Raw genomic sequence first — 14,780 nt, forward strand, 5'->3', positions numbered from 1 at the left:
TCTCCCGGCCGGCGCCCTCCCGAGGCTCCGCTCCCTTCCCCGGCCGCTCACACCCGGTGCCCCTGACGCGTCCCGTACCTCCCCCAGGCCCGGCGCGGCCCGCCCCCGGCCCGCCCCCGGCTTCCCGGTCCCTGCTGGGCCCGCTCCCCCTGTGCCGGGGGCGCCACCGCCGCGTCCATGCGGTTGGATGGGGTCATGGCTGGTTACGACGCGCTGCTCATCGTGTCCTTCGGCGGGCCGGAGAAGCCCGAGGACGTCATGCCGTTCCTTTCGAACGTCGTCCGCGGCCGGGGGGTGCCCCGCGAGCGGCTGCTGGAGGTCGAGGCCCACTACCAGGGGTTCGGCGGCGTCAGCCCGATCAACCAGCAGTGCCGCGACCTGATCGAGGCGCTGCGGCCCGAGGTGGACCTGCCGATCTACTGGGGCAACCGCAACTGGCATCCGTACCTGGCCGACACGCTGCGCACGATGGCGGCCGACGGCGTCACCCGCGCCGCCGCCTTCATCACCGCGGCCTACAGCTCCTACTCCAGCTGCCGGCAGTACCTCGACGACATCGCGCGCGCCCGGGCCGAGGTGCCCGGCGCCCCCGAGATCGTCCGGCTGCGCCACTACTACGGCCACCCGGGGTTCATCGCGGCGATGACCGACCACACCCGCGCGGCGATCGACCGGCTCCCCGAGGAGCACCGCGACGGCGCCCGGCTGGTGTTCACCGCGCACAGCATCCCGGTGTCCATGGCCGCCACCTCCGGGCCGTCCGGCGGCGCGTACGAGGCGCAGTTGCGCACCGCCGCCGCGCTGGTCGCGGACGGACGCCCATGGGATCTGGTGTGGCAGAGCCGCAGCGGCCCGCCGCAGGTGCCGTGGCTGGAGCCGGACGTGTGCGACCATCTGGCCGCGCTGCGCGCGGCCGGCACGGAGGCGGTGGTGCTGGTGCCCATCGGGTTCGTCTCCGACCACATGGAGGTCGTCTACGATCTCGACACCGAGGCCGCCGCGGTGGCCCGCGACCTCGGCATGCACCTCACCCGGGCGGCGACGGCGGGCACCCACCCGCGGTTCGTCGCGATGGTGGGCGAGCTCCTCGCCGAGCCCGAGCCGGCCGCCTGCCCCGCCACCTGCTGCCCCGCCCCGCGCCGCCCGGTGCATGCCGCGCAAGCGGCTCAGGGCGGGCGGGAAGGTCAGGAGTAGGCGCGGGCGTAGGCGTCGGCGATGCCGAGCACCTTGTCGACGTAGGCCCAGGAGTGGTTGTAGCGCCAGACGGCCGAGCGGAGCTTGGCCCCGCCGGCGCCCGCGCCGTTCGCGCACAGGTAGCGGGCGGCGGCGGGCACCGCGTCGTACGGGCTCCAGATGTCGGACCTGCCGTCACCGTCGCCGTCCACGCCGTAGGCCTTCCAGGTGGCCGGCATGAACTGCATCGGGCCGAGCGCACCCGCCGAGGAGGGGCCGTTGTTGCGGCCGTGACCGCTCTCGACCTGCCCGATGGCGGCGAGCACGGTCCACGACAGCCCCGGGCAGATCCGGGCCGAGAGCTGGTACAGCTCCAGGTAGCCGCCCGGCCGGCCCACCAGGTAGCCGCTCGGCCGCCCGGTCGCCTGGGCAGGCGGCGCGACGGGCGCGGTCGGGGTGGCCACCGCGGCGGGCTTTCCGGGTGAGGCGGGCCGGGCGCCGACCGGCACGACCTGGGTGCCCGCGCCGAGCACCCGCTTGATCCGCGCGCCGACGGCCTCGGCCCTGGCCGCCGGGGTGTGCACGAGGACGGCGACGCGGGCGGCCAGGCCGAGCGCGCGGCCGGCTTGCGTGCCGACCAGCCCGTCGACCCCCGGCAGGCCGAACGTCGCCGCGGCGGCGACCCGCAGCCGCGACCCGGCGCCGGCCTCGTACTCGCCGCCGAGCCGCAGCATGTAGCGGCCGGCGGTCGCCGAGTCGGCGACGAACTCCCCGCGGGCCAGCGCGTCCCAGACCGCGGGCTCCTCGGCCACGGCCTTGGGCGCCCATGGCCGGAACTCCGCCGGGTCCACGGCCAGCAGGTTCAAGGTCGCGGAGGAGAAGCGGACCGCTCCGGCGTCGGCCAGCGTCACCTTGGTGACGTCCTTGATCTGGATGATCTCCTGCAGGGCTGCGTCGGAGACCGGCGTGGCGGTGACGGCGATCAGCCGCGGCGGGGTGGCGAGCGTGGTCGTGGCGGCCGGCGGCGTGGCGTCCTTGGAGGTCGTCGTCCCATCCGGGGCGGCGGTGCGGCGCGGTGTGCTTCTCGGGGCCGCCGGGGTGGGCGTCGCACCCGTGGCCGGCGGCGTACCGGTGTCCCGCGGCAGGTCGTCGCCGCGCGGGGCGTCCGTACTCTGCGGCACGGTGAGGGAGGGCTGCGCGGACGGCGTCACCCCGGGGAACGGGGTGAGGGCGGGAAAGGGGGACACCGGAGCGGCGACGTCGCCGACCTGCGCCAGCACCGTCGGCAGCGCCGAGGCCCCGGCCGTGGCGGCACCGGGCCGGTCCCGGGAGATCAGGAACGCGACGCCCGCGCCCGCGGCCAGGACGACGAGAAGGGTGATCCCGGCCATGACGGCGCGCGCCGGCGGCAGCCGAGGGGGACGGGACACCCGACCCACGTTAGCCCGATTAGTCGGCATTCGTGTACGTTGCCGGAAAATCACTTGATGCACCGCTTCGCTGTGCGCGAGGGTGGATCGACGTGGCAAGACGTGCGCCGAGGGCGCGCGAAAGGGGCGAGAACGTGGTCGGGCCGTATCGAGAACTGTTCGACGTCCCCGGGGCCAGAGGCTTCGTGATCGCGGGCTTCGTCGGCCGGCTCCCCATGTCGATGCTCGGCCTCAGCGTCGTGCTGCTCATCTCGGCACTCACCGGCTCCTACGCGACCGCCGGGGCGATCTCGGCGACCGTCGCCATCGCGTTCGCGGTCGCCGCCCCGCTCTCGGGCCGGCTGGTGGACCGCTTCGGCCAGGCGAGGGTGCTGGTCCCGCTGGTGCTCCTGCACGGAACCGCGCTGATCGCGCTCATGCTGTGCGCGGCCTACGACGCGCCCATCTGGGCGCTGTTCGTCTCCGGGGTGTTCGTCGGCGGAGCCGCCACCTCGCTCGGCTCGATGGTCCGCGCGCGCTGGTCGCACCTGCTCGGCCGCTCGGCCCGGCTGCACACGGCCTTCTCGTTCGAGTCGGTCGCCGACGAGGTGATCTTCGTGGCCGGGCCCGCCCTGGCGACCGCGCTGACCACGATGGTCAACCTCTACGCCGGCCTGATCGTGACCCTGGTGGCCACGCTCGCCGGCACGATCGCGTTCTCGCTCCAGCGCGGCACCGAGCCGCCGGTGCGCGAGGACGGGGCGCGCTCCGGCAGCCCGATCACCATCCCGGGGGTCGCGCTGCTGTCGTGCGTGTTCCTCGCGATGGGCGCGGTCTTCGGCTCGGTGGACCTGATCACCGTCGCCTTCGCCGAGGACCACGGCGCCAAGGCCGTCGCCGGCCTGCTGCTCGCCTCGATCGCGAGCGGCAGCATGGTCTCCGGGCTCTGGTACGGGGCCCAGCGGTGGCGCATCTCGCTTCGTCACCGGTTCATCCGCGGTCTCGTGGTGTTCGCGGCCGGCCTGGCGCCGATCCTGCTCATCGCGGACACCAGGGTGATGGCCGCCGCCCTGTTCCTCGCGGGGCTGGCCATCTCCCCGACGATCATCACCGGGTACGCGCTCGTCGAGCGGCTGGTGCCCGGGCCCCTGCTGACCGAGGGCATGTCCTGGATCTCCACGGCCGTCGGCTTCGGCGTGGCGATCGGCGCCTGGGCGGGGGGACGGCTCACCGACGCCTTCGGCGCGTCCAACGCCTACGCGTTCTCCCTGCTCTGCGCCCTGCTCGCGGTGGCGATCGGGGTCGGCGGGAACACCTTGCTGCGCACTCCCGAGTCCGGCTCCGAGGCCCACTCCCCCGCCACCTGAACCTCTCGGCCGGCCCGGCCTCGCGCGAGTCTCCACGGGGCCGGCGGGCGGCCTCGGCGGGATGGGGATGAGATGGCCTCACATCTCTGGTCTTCCGGGCGGTGCGTGGTTATCGTGCTCGTGCATGAAGGCCGAGTTCCGCAACTGGGCGGGGAACCAGTCGATCATCCCCGCCGAGGTCCGCACCCCCGCCGGCGCCCAGGACGTGGTGCGCGCGGTACGGGACGCGGCGCGGCGCGGCACGCGGGTGCGCATGGTGGGCACCGGGCACTCCTTCACCGGCGTCGCCCTCACCGACGGCATCATGCTGCGGCCGGACGCCCTGACCGGAGTGCGGGAGGCCGGCGAGGGCCGGGTCCGGGTCGCCGCGGGCACCCCCCTGCGGGTGCTGAACGAGGAGCTCGACCGCCGCGGGCTGGCGCTGGCCAACATGGGCGACATCACCGACCAGACCGTGGCCGGGGCGGTGCAGACCGGCACCCACGGCACCGGCCGCGACGTCGGCGGGCTGGCCGACCAGATCACCGAGATCGAGATGGTGCTCGCCGACGGCTCGCTCACCACGGTGTCCGGCGGCGACCTGTTCGACGCCGCCCGGGTCGGGCTCGGCGCGCTCGGCATCATCACCGCCGTGACCTTCACGGTCGAGCCGGCGTTCCTGCTGCACAGCGACCGGCGTCCGATGTCGTTCCGCACGGTCCTCGACTCGCTGGACGAGATCACCGGCGAGAACGAGCACCTGGACTTCTTCTGGCTCCCGCACACCGACACCTGCCTGACCAAGCGCAACAACCGCTCCCCCGGCCCGGCCGAGCCGCCCGGCGCCTTCCGCCACTGGCTCGACGCCGTCTTCCTGGAGAACACCGCCTTGCGGATGCTGTGCGCGGCCGGCCGGCGCCTGCCCGCGGCCGTCCCGGCGCTGAACGACATGTCGGCGGGCGCGCTCACCGCCTCCCGTCACACCGACAAGGCGTACAAGGTGTTCACCAGCGTGCGCAAGGTGCGCTTCCTGGAGATGGAGTACGCCATCCCGCGCGAGCGGCTCCGCCAGGCCCTGCGGGAGATCCGCGACCTCGTCGAGCTCAACCGCTGGCCGATCACCTTCCCGGTCGAGGTGCGGGTCACCCCGGCCAGCGACGCCTGGCTGTCCACCGCGTACGGCAGGCCGACCGCCTACGTCGCCTGCCACGTCTACCGCCCGGCCCCCGAACCCGCCTACTTCGCCGCCGTCGAGGAGGTCATGACCCGGCTCGGCGGGCGGCCGCACTGGGGGAAGCTGCACACCAGGGACGCCGCCTACCTGTCCACCGTGTACCCGCGGTTCGGCGACTTCCTGGCCCTGCGCGACCGGCTCGACCCCGGCCGCCTGTTCGCCAACTCCTACCTCGACACCGTCCTCGGCGGGCGGTGAGCAGGCGCGCGGGCGCCTGCGGCCTCCGGCCGCGTCCATGCCGATCTGGTGCGGGTTGGCGCAAGTGAAGGGTGCCCGAGCGCGTGATTCGCGAGAATCTGGAAAGCACGCCCAACCCGTTTGCTGCATATTGAGCAGCCGGTGGATAGGGTGAATGCGACATATGAACCGCCCCTCATCGCCTCCCGCGCCTCTGAGGAAGGCGATGTTCGGACATGCCGGGTACGGTGCTGGCAGGCAACCGGCTCACGCGAGAGACTCAAGGGTCCGGGGGAAGATTGAGCACGACGACGAAGGGACTCGCATGCAGGAGCTCCGACTCGTCGCTGTGAGCGAGGACGGAACATACCTCGTGCTGGCCACGGCCGGCAGGGGCACGCGGTTCACGCTTCCGGTAGACGAACGGCTCCGGGCGGCGGTCCGCGGCAACTTCTCCCGTCTCGGCCAGTACGAGATCGAAGTGGAGAGTCCGTTGCGCCCCAAGGAGATCCAGGCCCGCATCCGTGCGGGGGAGACCGCGGAGGAGATCGCCGCCACCGCGGGTATTCCGGTGGAGCGTGTCCGCTGGTTCGAGGGACCCGTCCTGCAGGAACGCGAGTACACCGCGCAGCAGGCCCAGCGGGTCGCGGTACGCCTGCCGGGCGATTCCACCCCCGGGCCGACTCTGGGCGAGCTGGTCACCGAGCGGCTCAGCCGCCGCGGCGTGCCGGCGGACGAGATCGACTGGGACTCCTGCAAGCGCGATGACGGCCTTTGGCGCATCAAGCTCGGCTTCGTCTGGAACGGTCACACGCGCAACGCCGAGTGGCTGTTCGACATGCGCCGCCGCCACGTCACCCCGCACGACGACGAAGCGCTGCGGCTGTCGGCCACCGAGTACGTCGAGCCGTCCGAGGAAGCGACGGTGACGCCGTTCGTGCCGAGGCTCACCGCCAAGCTCACGCCCGTTCCCGCGATCCCGGACGAGGCGCCCGCCATGCTCCCCGGCGTCGGGCGGCCCGGTCCTCGCGGCGGGCCGGAGCAGCAGCATCCCCATGCCGGCCCGAGCCACTCCGTCCAGGAGGACCCCGCGGAGCCGGCGTACGCCGAGCCCGCGCACGCACAGCATGCCCGCCCGTCCTCGGCGGGCGTGCGCGACCTCCCCCACCCCGCGCACCCCGAGGCCCGCACGCAGGCCGACGCGCACGGCTTCGGTCACCAGGGCCCGCGAGACCCGGCAGAGCCGCCGGCCACGGGGCAGGCGGGCCTCTCCGTCCCCGGCCACGCGCACCCCACCGCTTCCCGCCACCCGGACCAGAACGCATCCGACCACCCGGACGTTCGCGACGCGCGGCACGCCGGCCCGGCGCGCCACGACGCCGCCGAGGCGGCGCACCTGGTTGCCGGGGCCGCCGGCCAGGCCCCGGCCGTCCATCAGGAGTCCGCCCCGCCGCGCCCGGCCGAGGCCCCGCCCGCGCAGGGCTCCGCCGCCGCATCGGCGCACGACGATCTCCCGGCCCCCACGTCCGCCGGTCCCCGGGAGGCCGCCCGCGACGATCTCCCGGCGTCCGCGCGGCCTGCCGTCCCCGCCCCGGCGCACGGCGTCGCGACGGCTCCCGATCATGAGGCGGCCCGCGTCTCCGGCACGTCATCCCCGGCCGAGACCGGCCGGCAGGACGATCACGCCTCAGCGGACGCCGCACCCGCGCCCCGAGCGGACGCTCCGGGCGTGGGCTCTTCCGTGTCCCCGGACGCGCAGGCCGCGGGCCCGGCCGGCCACGCCACCACGCCGCACGACGCCGTGAGCACGGCGTCTCAGGCGTCCTCCCCCCTCCCGCAGGCCGCCGAGGCGGCGCCCCGGCACGACACCTCCGGCGCCACGGCCCAGGGCGCGGCGCACGACGACGAGCCGGCCGGCGCCCCGCAGGAGCCCGCGGCCGCCGCAGGGCACGAGCGCGAGCAGGCGGCCGCCGCCAGCGCGCAGGAGCCCACCGCCGCCGCCATCGCACCGCACGAGCCGCAGGGCACGGCCGCGCAGGAGCCCGAGCAGGCGGACGGCACCACGAGCCGGGCACCCGACCCCGCGGCCACCGTCTCGCAGCAGCCCGAACCGGCGACCGGTACGTCACGGGAGCCCGCCGCAACGCTGGAGGAGCCCGAGGCAGTACGGCAGGAGCCCGAGCAGGACGTTCCGCATGCCGCGGAGTCGCCCCTGGCGGCCGGGACGCCGGCGCAGGCTGCGTCGTCCGGGGCGGGCCTGGTGCCTGCCGCCGGGGCGCCGCAGCACACTCCCGCCTCCGAGACCCCGGCCGCCGACGCCCAGGTTCCCGTCTCGGGTACCGGGACGCCTGCCCATGCCCCCGCCGCCGATGCCGGCACGCCCGGGGAGGGCGAGGCCGGTGACTCCGAGCGGGCTCCGGCCGCCGCCTCCCCCACCCTGCCCGCAGCGACGGACGCCCCCGCCGTGGCGGCTCCCGCGCCACAGCCGGCGCCCACGGCCGCTCCGGTCGCCCGGCCCGCTCCGGTGGCCCGGCCCGCGCCCACCGCCGCCCCCGTGGCCCGGCCCGCTCCGGTGGCCCGGCCCGCGCCCGGCGCGGCCCCCGTTCCACGGCCCGCGCCGGTGCCCAGGAAGTCCGTGGCCGCGCGGAAGGCCGAGGCCGAAGAGGCCGCGGTCGCCGTGCCGGCCGCCCGCACCAGCGGCGAGACGGCCGACCGTCCCGCCGCCGCGGCGGCGACGGAGCCGGACCGCACCGACCAGACGGATACGGAGCCGAAGGCCGCCGAACCCGCCATTCCGCCGCAGGCTCCCAAGCCCCGGCCGGCGCGCAAGGGCTCGCGCGGCCGCCGGGCCTCGGTGCCGACCTGGGACGAGATCATGTTCGGCGCCCGCCGCCAAGACTGATCGCCCTCAAACGAGCGACGCCGCCGTACGGTCGCCGGCCCTGGCGAGGGCCGGCGACCCGTGCCAGCCGCCGGCCCCCCCTGACGCCGAGCGGTGATCACCGGGGCCGGCACCTGGTGGAACCCATCAGGCCAGGGGACCGTCAAGGGCGGGTGAGGAGGCGGGTGTGGCGCCGCGGTCGAGGAACGGGGTGATCCATTCGGGGGTGACCTCGGCGGCGAAACCCACCCCCTGCTCCTCACCGGTGTCGACGGCGGCGTAACCACCGCTGCCCGCGCCGACGCCGGCGATCACGGTCAGCACCCGGGAGCGCCGCTGGAACCAGGTCTGGCGCAGCGTCCAGCCGACCACGGCCCGGCGCTCCACGACCGCCTGCGTACGCGGCAGCGAGCCCGACCGGACCGAGAGGCGCACCCCGTCGAAGGCATGGCCGAGCGAACGGTAGCGGTCCAGACCCAGCAGGACGCCGAGCAGGGCGATCACGAGCGCGACCGTGCCGACGACGCCCCAGCCGAGCAGGAAGGCGGCGAGCGCGACGGCGGCGCCGGGGGCGACCGCGCGGAACAGTCTCCGCTGCAGCGCCTTGAACGGATGCCGGCGCAGCTCGGGCTCGAACGGGCCGATCGCCTCGCCCGCCATGCGCAGCGCGAAGTCCCTCGGCACGACCGGCAGCAACTGGCCCCGCGTGCGCGAATCGCCGAGGCCGGTGACGATCGCCCAGAGCCGCGCGACCTTCGCGCGTCGCTCGAAGAGCCCGTCGGCGATCTCGTAGCCGCGGACGCGTTCGTGTTCCAGCGCGACGCTGCGCCGCGTGACCAGGCCGCGCTCGGCGACCAGGCTCGCGTCACTGCGGCGCAGGGTGAAGTTCCAGTTGAACAGCGCGTACATCACCGCGCCCAGAAGGGGCATGGCGAGCACCAGCGCGACGGCGGCCAGGACGAGCAGGATGGGCCGTTCCCAGAGCCACTCCCCCAGGCCGATCGCCACGCGCTCGCTCAGGCCCAGCTCGCTGCCCAGCTGGAAGGCCAGGCCGACGGCGCCGCCCAGCAGGACGAACGGGGTGAACAAGAACGCACCCGACAGCGGGCCGTACAGCAGCCAGCGCCAGGGCACCCGCGCGTACACGTGCTCGTGCCGCTGGGGGTGAGTGTGCACCGCCCTCTCGGCGCCGTCCGCGGCCCCCTCACGCGCGAGGGGGCCGGCCTCGGCCGCAGCGGGGTCCACGTCATGCCGGACGGCCCTGCTGCGCCGCAGGAGCGCCTCGCGCAGCCGCTCGGCCTCGGTGCGGGGCAGCCCGTCCAGCTCACCCTCCTGCTTCTCGCCGCCGCCGGCCCCGGTGTCGATGCGCACCACGGCGAGACCGAGCAGGCGGTGCAGAGGTGGCGTGGTGACGTCCACCCCCCGCACGCGGTCGAGGGGGATCGTCCGGACCGAGCGGCTGATCAGCGACCGGCTGATCTCCAGGTGGTCGGTGGCGATGCGGAAGGTGAAGGTCGCCCAGCGCAGCGCGGCGTACCCGACCGAGCCCACGACGCCGAAGGCGGCCCAGAGGAACGACGACGGGGAGAAGCCTCCCACGAACAGCACGCCGACCAGGGGAAAGAAGAGCGACGGCAGCATCCGCACCGGGTCGATGAGCAGCACCAGGGGGCTCAGTCGCGACGGCGCCGCCCAGAGCGCTCCCCCGCCACCGTGCACCCCGCCCGGCCCCAGGCCCGGCCATCCCCCCGGGACCTGGTCCGGCCGCGGGCCCGGCGCCGCCCCGGACCCTCCAGGCACCGGCATGGGAGGCCCCATCGGATGGCCATCCCGCGTCGCCGCAGGACCACCGTGCCCGGCCGCCGGCCGGTCAGGCCCCTCGCGCCGGGGCGCGGGACCTTCGGGGGCCGTGCCGGCCGGCTCCGTGCCCGCGGGGACGTCCGGCGTCGCCCGCGCGGCCTCTCCGGCGCGTGCGGGCCCATCGGCCACCTCCCCGTCCGGCCGGCCTCGGGGGACGTCCGGGGCGATCGGCGCAGGACCGTCCGATGGAGAGCCCGTGGCGCGGCCGGGAACCGGCTCCGCCTGGGGGGCGGGTGCGTCCGGGACGGCGGGGAGGTCCCGCTCGCCGCTCTGGCCGGGTGCCTCGGTCACGTCGCGTCGTCCCTCAGCTCGTGGGCGCGGTGGGCGAGATCCGCGGCGAGCCGGGCCGCCACGTCGAAGTCCAGGCCCTGGATGGAGGACGACCCCGCGTACGAGGCCGTGCGGATCTGGACGGTGGCCAGGCCCAGGAGCCGCTCGAACCAGCCCTGCTCCTTGTCCACCGTCTGGATGCGGCTCACCGGGACGAACACCCACTCGCGGCTGAACCACCCCGAACGCGCGTAGACCACATCGCCGCTCAGCTCCCACCGATGCACGGCGTACCGCCAGAGCGGTTCGAGCACGATGAAGGGGAGCATCACGACGCCGAGCACGATGGGCAGCCACCAGATGTGCCCGAGGACCCAGGCCGGCAGCCACGTCCAGCCGGATCCGTCGACCCAGGACGCCACCAGTGCGGCGCCCCCGACGAGCAGGACGTAGCCGACCAGCGCCTCGAGCAGCCACAGCGTGATCGCACGGCGCGACACGCGGTTGGCGGGGTCCCGCAGGGGAGCAGTCACGCTCCCCAGCCTAACGAGATCATCTCGCCCGCGCGCCCGGGAGAACCGCGCTCCCCGCTCCTGATGCCGGCCGGTTCTCAGCGGTTCGTCAGCGACCCGCGCGGGCCGGCGGCGGCGTCTCAGGGAAATGTCAGTGCCGTTCGCGAGACTGCTGGACAGTCACCCGGACCGCGAGCCGAAAGTGACCGCTGTTCCCTTCACCTTCAGGAGTCGAAGCGATGCGATATGCGGTCCAGGCCGAGGGCCTGGTGAAACACTACGGCGAGACACGAGCGCTGGACGGCGTCGATCTGGTGGTCCCCGAGGGGCGGCTGCTCGGGGTCCTCGGGCCGAACGGCGCCGGTAAGACCACGGCCGTTCGCATCCTCGCCACCCTGCTGCGGCCGGACGGCGGGCGGGCGAGCGTCGGCGGCTTCGACATCGTGCGCGAGGCGCACAAGGTGCGCTCCCTGATCGGCCTCACCGGTCAGTACGCCGCGGTGGACGAGGCGCTGACCGGCGTCGAGAACCTCGTGATGATCGGGCGCCTGCTCGGCATGCCCCGGGCGGGCGCGCGGGCCCGCGCGAAGGAGCTCCTCGAGCGGTTCGACCTCACCGAGGCCGGGGGGCGCGCCGCCAAGACCTATTCAGGCGGCATGCGGCGCCGGCTGGACCTTGCGGCGAGCCTCGTCGGGCACCCGCAGGTGCTGTTCCTCGACGAGCCGACGACGGGCCTCGACCCGCGCAGCCGCACCGAGCTGTGGGGCGTCGTGCGCGGGCTGATGACCGAGGGGGTCACGGTGCTGCTCACCACGCAGTACCTCCAGGAGGCCGACGAGCTGGCCGACGACATCGTGGTCTTCGACCACGGCCGCGTCATCGCCTCCGGCACCTCCGACGAGCTGAAGGCCACGACGGGCGCCCAGGTGCTCCAGGTCCGGCCGCTGTCCGGCGAGCACATCGGCATGGTGGCCGACGTCATCGCCGACGTGATCGGCACCCGGCCCGACGTCACCGGGGGCCTGGCGACGGTCAACGTCAAGGACGCCAGGGTGGTTCCCGCGATCGTGCGCCGCTTGGACGATCTCGGGGTGGTCGCCTCCGAGCTGACCCTGCGCAAGTCCAGCCTGGACGAGGTGTTCCTGGCGCTGACCGGCCATCGTGCCGTGGAAGACCCTTCGGCGGATGAGACCAAGGAGAAGGAAGGGGTTTCGGCGTGACCACGCTGACCGCGGCGGCGCCCAGGCCCGCCGTTCCGGGCCGGGTAGGGCCGGCCGCCGCCCTGCGGCACACGATGACGCTCGCCTGGCGCAGCCTGGTGCAGATCAAGCACAACCCCATGGAGCTGCTCGACCTGTCGGTCCAGCCGGTGATGTTCCTGCTGCTGTTCACCTATGTGTTCGGCGGCGCGATCTCGGGCTCCACCACCGACTATCTGCAGTTCTCGCTGCCGGGCCTGATCGTGCAGAACATGCTGTTCGCCACGCTGACCACGGCGATCGGGCTGAGCACCGACATCACCAAGGGGGTGTTCGACCGGCTCCGCAGCCTGCCGATCGCCCGCTCCGCCCCGCTGGCCGGCCGCATCGTCGCCGACACCCTGAAGCAGGTGTGGGCGTTCGCGCTGTTCCTCGGCCTCGGCGCCGTGCTCGGCTTCCGCGTGCACATGGGCGTGACCGGCGTGCTCGGCGCGCTCTTGCTCCTGGTGGCCTTCGCGCTGGCGATGTCGTGGCTGTCGGTCCTGATCGGCCTGACCGCCTCCGAGCCCGAGAAGGTGCAGATCATCGCCTTCTCGGTGATGATGCCGCTGACCTTCACCTCCAACGCCTTCGTGCCCACCGACACCCTGCCGGAGTGGCTGCAACGGTGGGTGGAGGTCAACCCGGTCACCCATCTGGCGGACGCCGTGCGCGGCCTGCTGAGCGGTGGGCCGGTCGCGGGCAACGCGACGGTCTCGCTGCTCTGGGGCCTCGGCATCGCGCTCGTCTTCGCGCCCCTGTCCCTGCGGGCCTTCCGCCTCCGGGCCTGACTTCCCCCTCGCTCGCGGGCCGGATCGCCGCTTCGGGGGCGAGGCCGCGAGCACGGCGCCTTCCGGCGAGGGGGCGATCCGGGTCATGGGGAGATCGGGCGGGGGTCGTGCGGCGAGAGTGCCGAAGCGGCGCCGGCGCGGCGTTCGGCCAGGGTCAGCAGGCGCGCGTGCGGCATCGACCGGCCGTGCTCATAGCACCGCCGGTACTCACCGGGACCGAGCGCCGCGATGGCGGCGGCGGTGATGCGCCGGTGGTCGTAGCCGACCACCTCGTCCACGCCGCGCACTCGGGCCGCGCCCCCGAGCAGCACGGCCGCCCCGCCCGCGTCGCCCTCGCGCACCGCCGGCGCTGCGAGGGCGATGAGCGCGAGAGCGAGGATGCCACCGTCGCCGGCCCGGCAGGCGAGCCGCAGTGCCTCCGCCAGTGTGTCCCACGCACCCGCCGTGTCGCCCTCCTGCTCGGCCAGCAGCCCGGCGGAGGTGAGCAGCACGGCACGGAAGTGCGCCGGCAGCACCTCGCCGGACGCGAGCCGGAGGGCCTGCTCGTAGTGGTGCCGCGCCAGCGCAAGATCGCCCTCCTCCCGGGCCAGGTCTCCGCGCACACCGTGCACGCCCGACTCGCCGAGGCGATCACCGCAGACGCGGCAGAGCTCCAGGGCCTGGCCGAGCACCTCCAGCGCGCCGGCCCGGTCGCCGGTGGCGTGCAGGGCCGCGGCCAGCCGGGTGCGCATGTACGGAGTGTCCTCGACGGCGCCGATCTCCTCGGCGAGCATGAGCGCCTCGCGCATGATGGCGATCGTCGCGGCGTCGTCCCCGCGCAGGGTGCTGACCTCGGCGAGCGCCGCCATGGCCGTGCTGATGCCCCATCGGTCTCCGACCGACCGGAAACCTGCCAGCGAGGCCCGCACGTCCCGCTCCCCCTCCTCGATCAGACCCGCGCCGTACCGCAGATGCGCGCGCAGCAGGTGCGCGCAGGCCACCACCCACGGCTCCGGGTCGTCGAGCATCTCCGCCAGCGAAGGCGCGAGCTCGGGGGCCTGACGGACGTAGATCGCCAGCACCGGCTCCGCCAGCGAGAGCATGGCCGGCCAGGGTCGCGGCACCGACGCCCTGGCCAGGCGCAGGGCGCGTTCGAGGACGTCCTTGGACTCGTGCCACTGGTCGGTGCCGCCCGCCATCAGGATGCCCTGGACGCTCAGCGCCAGCGCGCGTTCGCGTGCGCCGACACCGGTGGCGCCTTCCAGCAGGGCCGCCACCTCGGCGGACCGCTGGGCTCCCTCGGCGCGGCGTCCCTTCAGGAACCAGTACCACCCGAGAGCACCGACCAGCCGGGCGGCGAGGCCGGGCTCCTGCTCCGTGACGCTCCAGCGCAGCGCGGCGGTGAGGTTGTCGTGCTCGGCCGACAGCACGGCGAGCCAGCGCACCTGCTCGTCCCGGCGCAGCCGCGGGTCGGCGGTCTGGGCCAGGCCGGTGTAGAAGCGCGCGTGCGCCGCGCGCAGGCGGCGCTCTTCGCCCGACTCGGCCAGCCGCTCGGTGACGTACGCCCGGATGGTCTCCAGCATGCGGTAACGCCGGCCGTCGAACGCCACGAAGGACTTGTCCACCAGCCTGCCCAGCGTCTCCAGCACCTCCCCCCGCGGATCGTCGCCGCAGGAGGAGTCGGAGCAGACCGTTTCGATCGCTTCGAGCACGCCGCCGCCGGCGAACACGGCGAGGCGGCGGGCGAGCACCCGTTCGCGTTCCTCCAGCAGGTCCCAGCTCCACTCCACCACGGCGCGCAGGGTGTGGTGGCGCGGCAGCGCCGTACGGCTGCCGCCGGTGAGGAGGCGGAACCGGTCGTCCAGGCGGTCGGCGATCTGCGCGGCCGACAGGGTGCGCAGGCGGGCGGC

10 protein-coding genes are annotated in these 14,780 nt (G+C 74.8%); 6 read left to right on the plus strand and 4 right to left on the minus strand.

Annotated elements, in window-relative coordinates:
• The first annotated feature begins 195 nt into the window (after window positions 1-195).
• Window positions 196-1,194, plus strand: coding sequence for a ferrochelatase (locus IEY93_RS07160; protein WP_189162164.1), 999 nt, complete (start codon window positions 196-198; stop codon window positions 1,192-1,194).
• Here IEY93_RS07160 and IEY93_RS07165 read toward each other — a convergent pair.
• Complete coding sequence (locus IEY93_RS07165) at window positions 1,185-2,603, minus strand: lytic transglycosylase domain-containing protein (protein ID WP_229690929.1); 1,419 nt, start codon at window positions 2,601-2,603, stop codon at window positions 1,185-1,187. The two genes, IEY93_RS07160 and IEY93_RS07165, sit on opposite strands and share 10 nt — an antisense overlap.
• A 92-nt stretch (window positions 2,604-2,695) precedes the next feature.
• On the opposite strand from IEY93_RS07165, the gene IEY93_RS07170 reads away from it, so the two are divergent.
• The 3 genes from IEY93_RS07170 to sepH all read left to right on the plus strand — a co-directional run bounded on the left by IEY93_RS07170 (window position 2,696) and on the right by sepH (window position 8,241).
• Window positions 2,696-3,949 carry an MFS transporter gene (locus IEY93_RS07170; RefSeq protein WP_229690930.1) on the plus strand — a complete coding sequence of 418 codons (1,254 nt, stop codon included), beginning with the start codon at window positions 2,696-2,698 and terminating at the stop codon, window positions 3,947-3,949.
• A 124-nt stretch (window positions 3,950-4,073) separates the two neighbouring features.
• Window positions 4,074-5,360 carry a D-arabinono-1,4-lactone oxidase gene (locus IEY93_RS07175; RefSeq protein WP_189162165.1) on the plus strand — a complete coding sequence of 429 codons (1,287 nt, stop codon included), beginning with the start codon at window positions 4,074-4,076 and terminating at the stop codon, window positions 5,358-5,360.
• Window positions 5,361-5,664: 304 nt separating this feature from the next.
• Window positions 5,665-8,241 carry a septation protein SepH gene (gene sepH, locus IEY93_RS39300; RefSeq protein ID WP_268241538.1) on the plus strand — a complete coding sequence of 859 codons (2,577 nt, stop codon included), beginning with the start codon at window positions 5,665-5,667 and terminating at the stop codon, window positions 8,239-8,241.
• Between the two features lie 126 nt (window positions 8,242-8,367).
• Here sepH and IEY93_RS07185 read toward each other — a convergent pair whose 3' ends face one another.
• The gene (locus tag IEY93_RS07185) at window positions 8,368-10,026 is read right to left on the minus strand and encodes a PH domain-containing protein (protein WP_229690931.1); all 1,659 of its coding nucleotides are present in this window, start codon (window positions 10,024-10,026) and stop codon (window positions 8,368-8,370) included.
• 341 nt (window positions 10,027-10,367) lie between these two features.
• Window positions 10,368-10,883: a PH domain-containing protein gene (locus tag IEY93_RS07190; protein WP_229690932.1), complete on the minus strand. Its 516-nt coding sequence runs from the start codon at window positions 10,881-10,883 to the stop codon at window positions 10,368-10,370.
• 218 nt (window positions 10,884-11,101) lie between these two features.
• On the opposite strand from IEY93_RS07190, the gene IEY93_RS07195 reads away from it, so the two are divergent.
• Window positions 11,102-12,082 (plus strand): ATP-binding cassette domain-containing protein, encoded by a 981-nt coding sequence (locus tag IEY93_RS07195; protein ID WP_189162166.1) that lies wholly within the window; start codon window positions 11,102-11,104, stop codon window positions 12,080-12,082.
• Entirely contained in the window at window positions 12,079-12,891 is an 813-nt protein-coding gene (locus IEY93_RS07200; RefSeq protein WP_203967921.1) for an ABC transporter permease, read from the plus strand. The genes IEY93_RS07195 and IEY93_RS07200 overlap by 4 nt, the downstream gene beginning before the upstream one ends.
• Before the next feature lie 83 nt (window positions 12,892-12,974).
• On the opposite strand, the gene IEY93_RS07205 is transcribed toward IEY93_RS07200, so the two are convergent.
• Window positions 12,975-14,780, minus strand: a 1,806-nt coding sequence (locus IEY93_RS07205) for an ATP-binding protein (RefSeq protein WP_189162167.1), incomplete at its 5' end; no start/stop codon positions are given.

It is taken from the genome of Sphaerisporangium melleum, assembly GCF_014646695.1.
Lineage (GTDB): Bacteria > Actinomycetota > Actinomycetes > Streptosporangiales > Streptosporangiaceae > Sphaerisporangium > Sphaerisporangium melleum.

Bases quoted from the DNA above. Each gene is read 5' to 3' on its own strand.
- IEY93_RS07185 (WP_229690931.1), bottom strand. From the start codon at position 10,026: ATGCCGGTGCCTGGAGGGTCCGGGGCGGCGCCGGGCCCGCGGCCGGAC.
- sepH (WP_268241538.1), top strand. From the start codon at position 5,665: ATGCAGGAGCTCCGACTCGTCGCTGTGAGCGAGGACGGAACATACCTC.
- IEY93_RS07195 (WP_189162166.1), top strand. From the start codon at position 11,102: ATGCGATATGCGGTCCAGGCCGAGGGCCTGGTGAAACACTACGGCGAG.
- IEY93_RS07175 (WP_189162165.1), top strand. From the start codon at position 4,074: ATGAAGGCCGAGTTCCGCAACTGGGCGGGGAACCAGTCGATCATCCCC.
- IEY93_RS07160 (WP_189162164.1), top strand. From the start codon at position 196: ATGGCTGGTTACGACGCGCTGCTCATCGTGTCCTTCGGCGGGCCGGAG.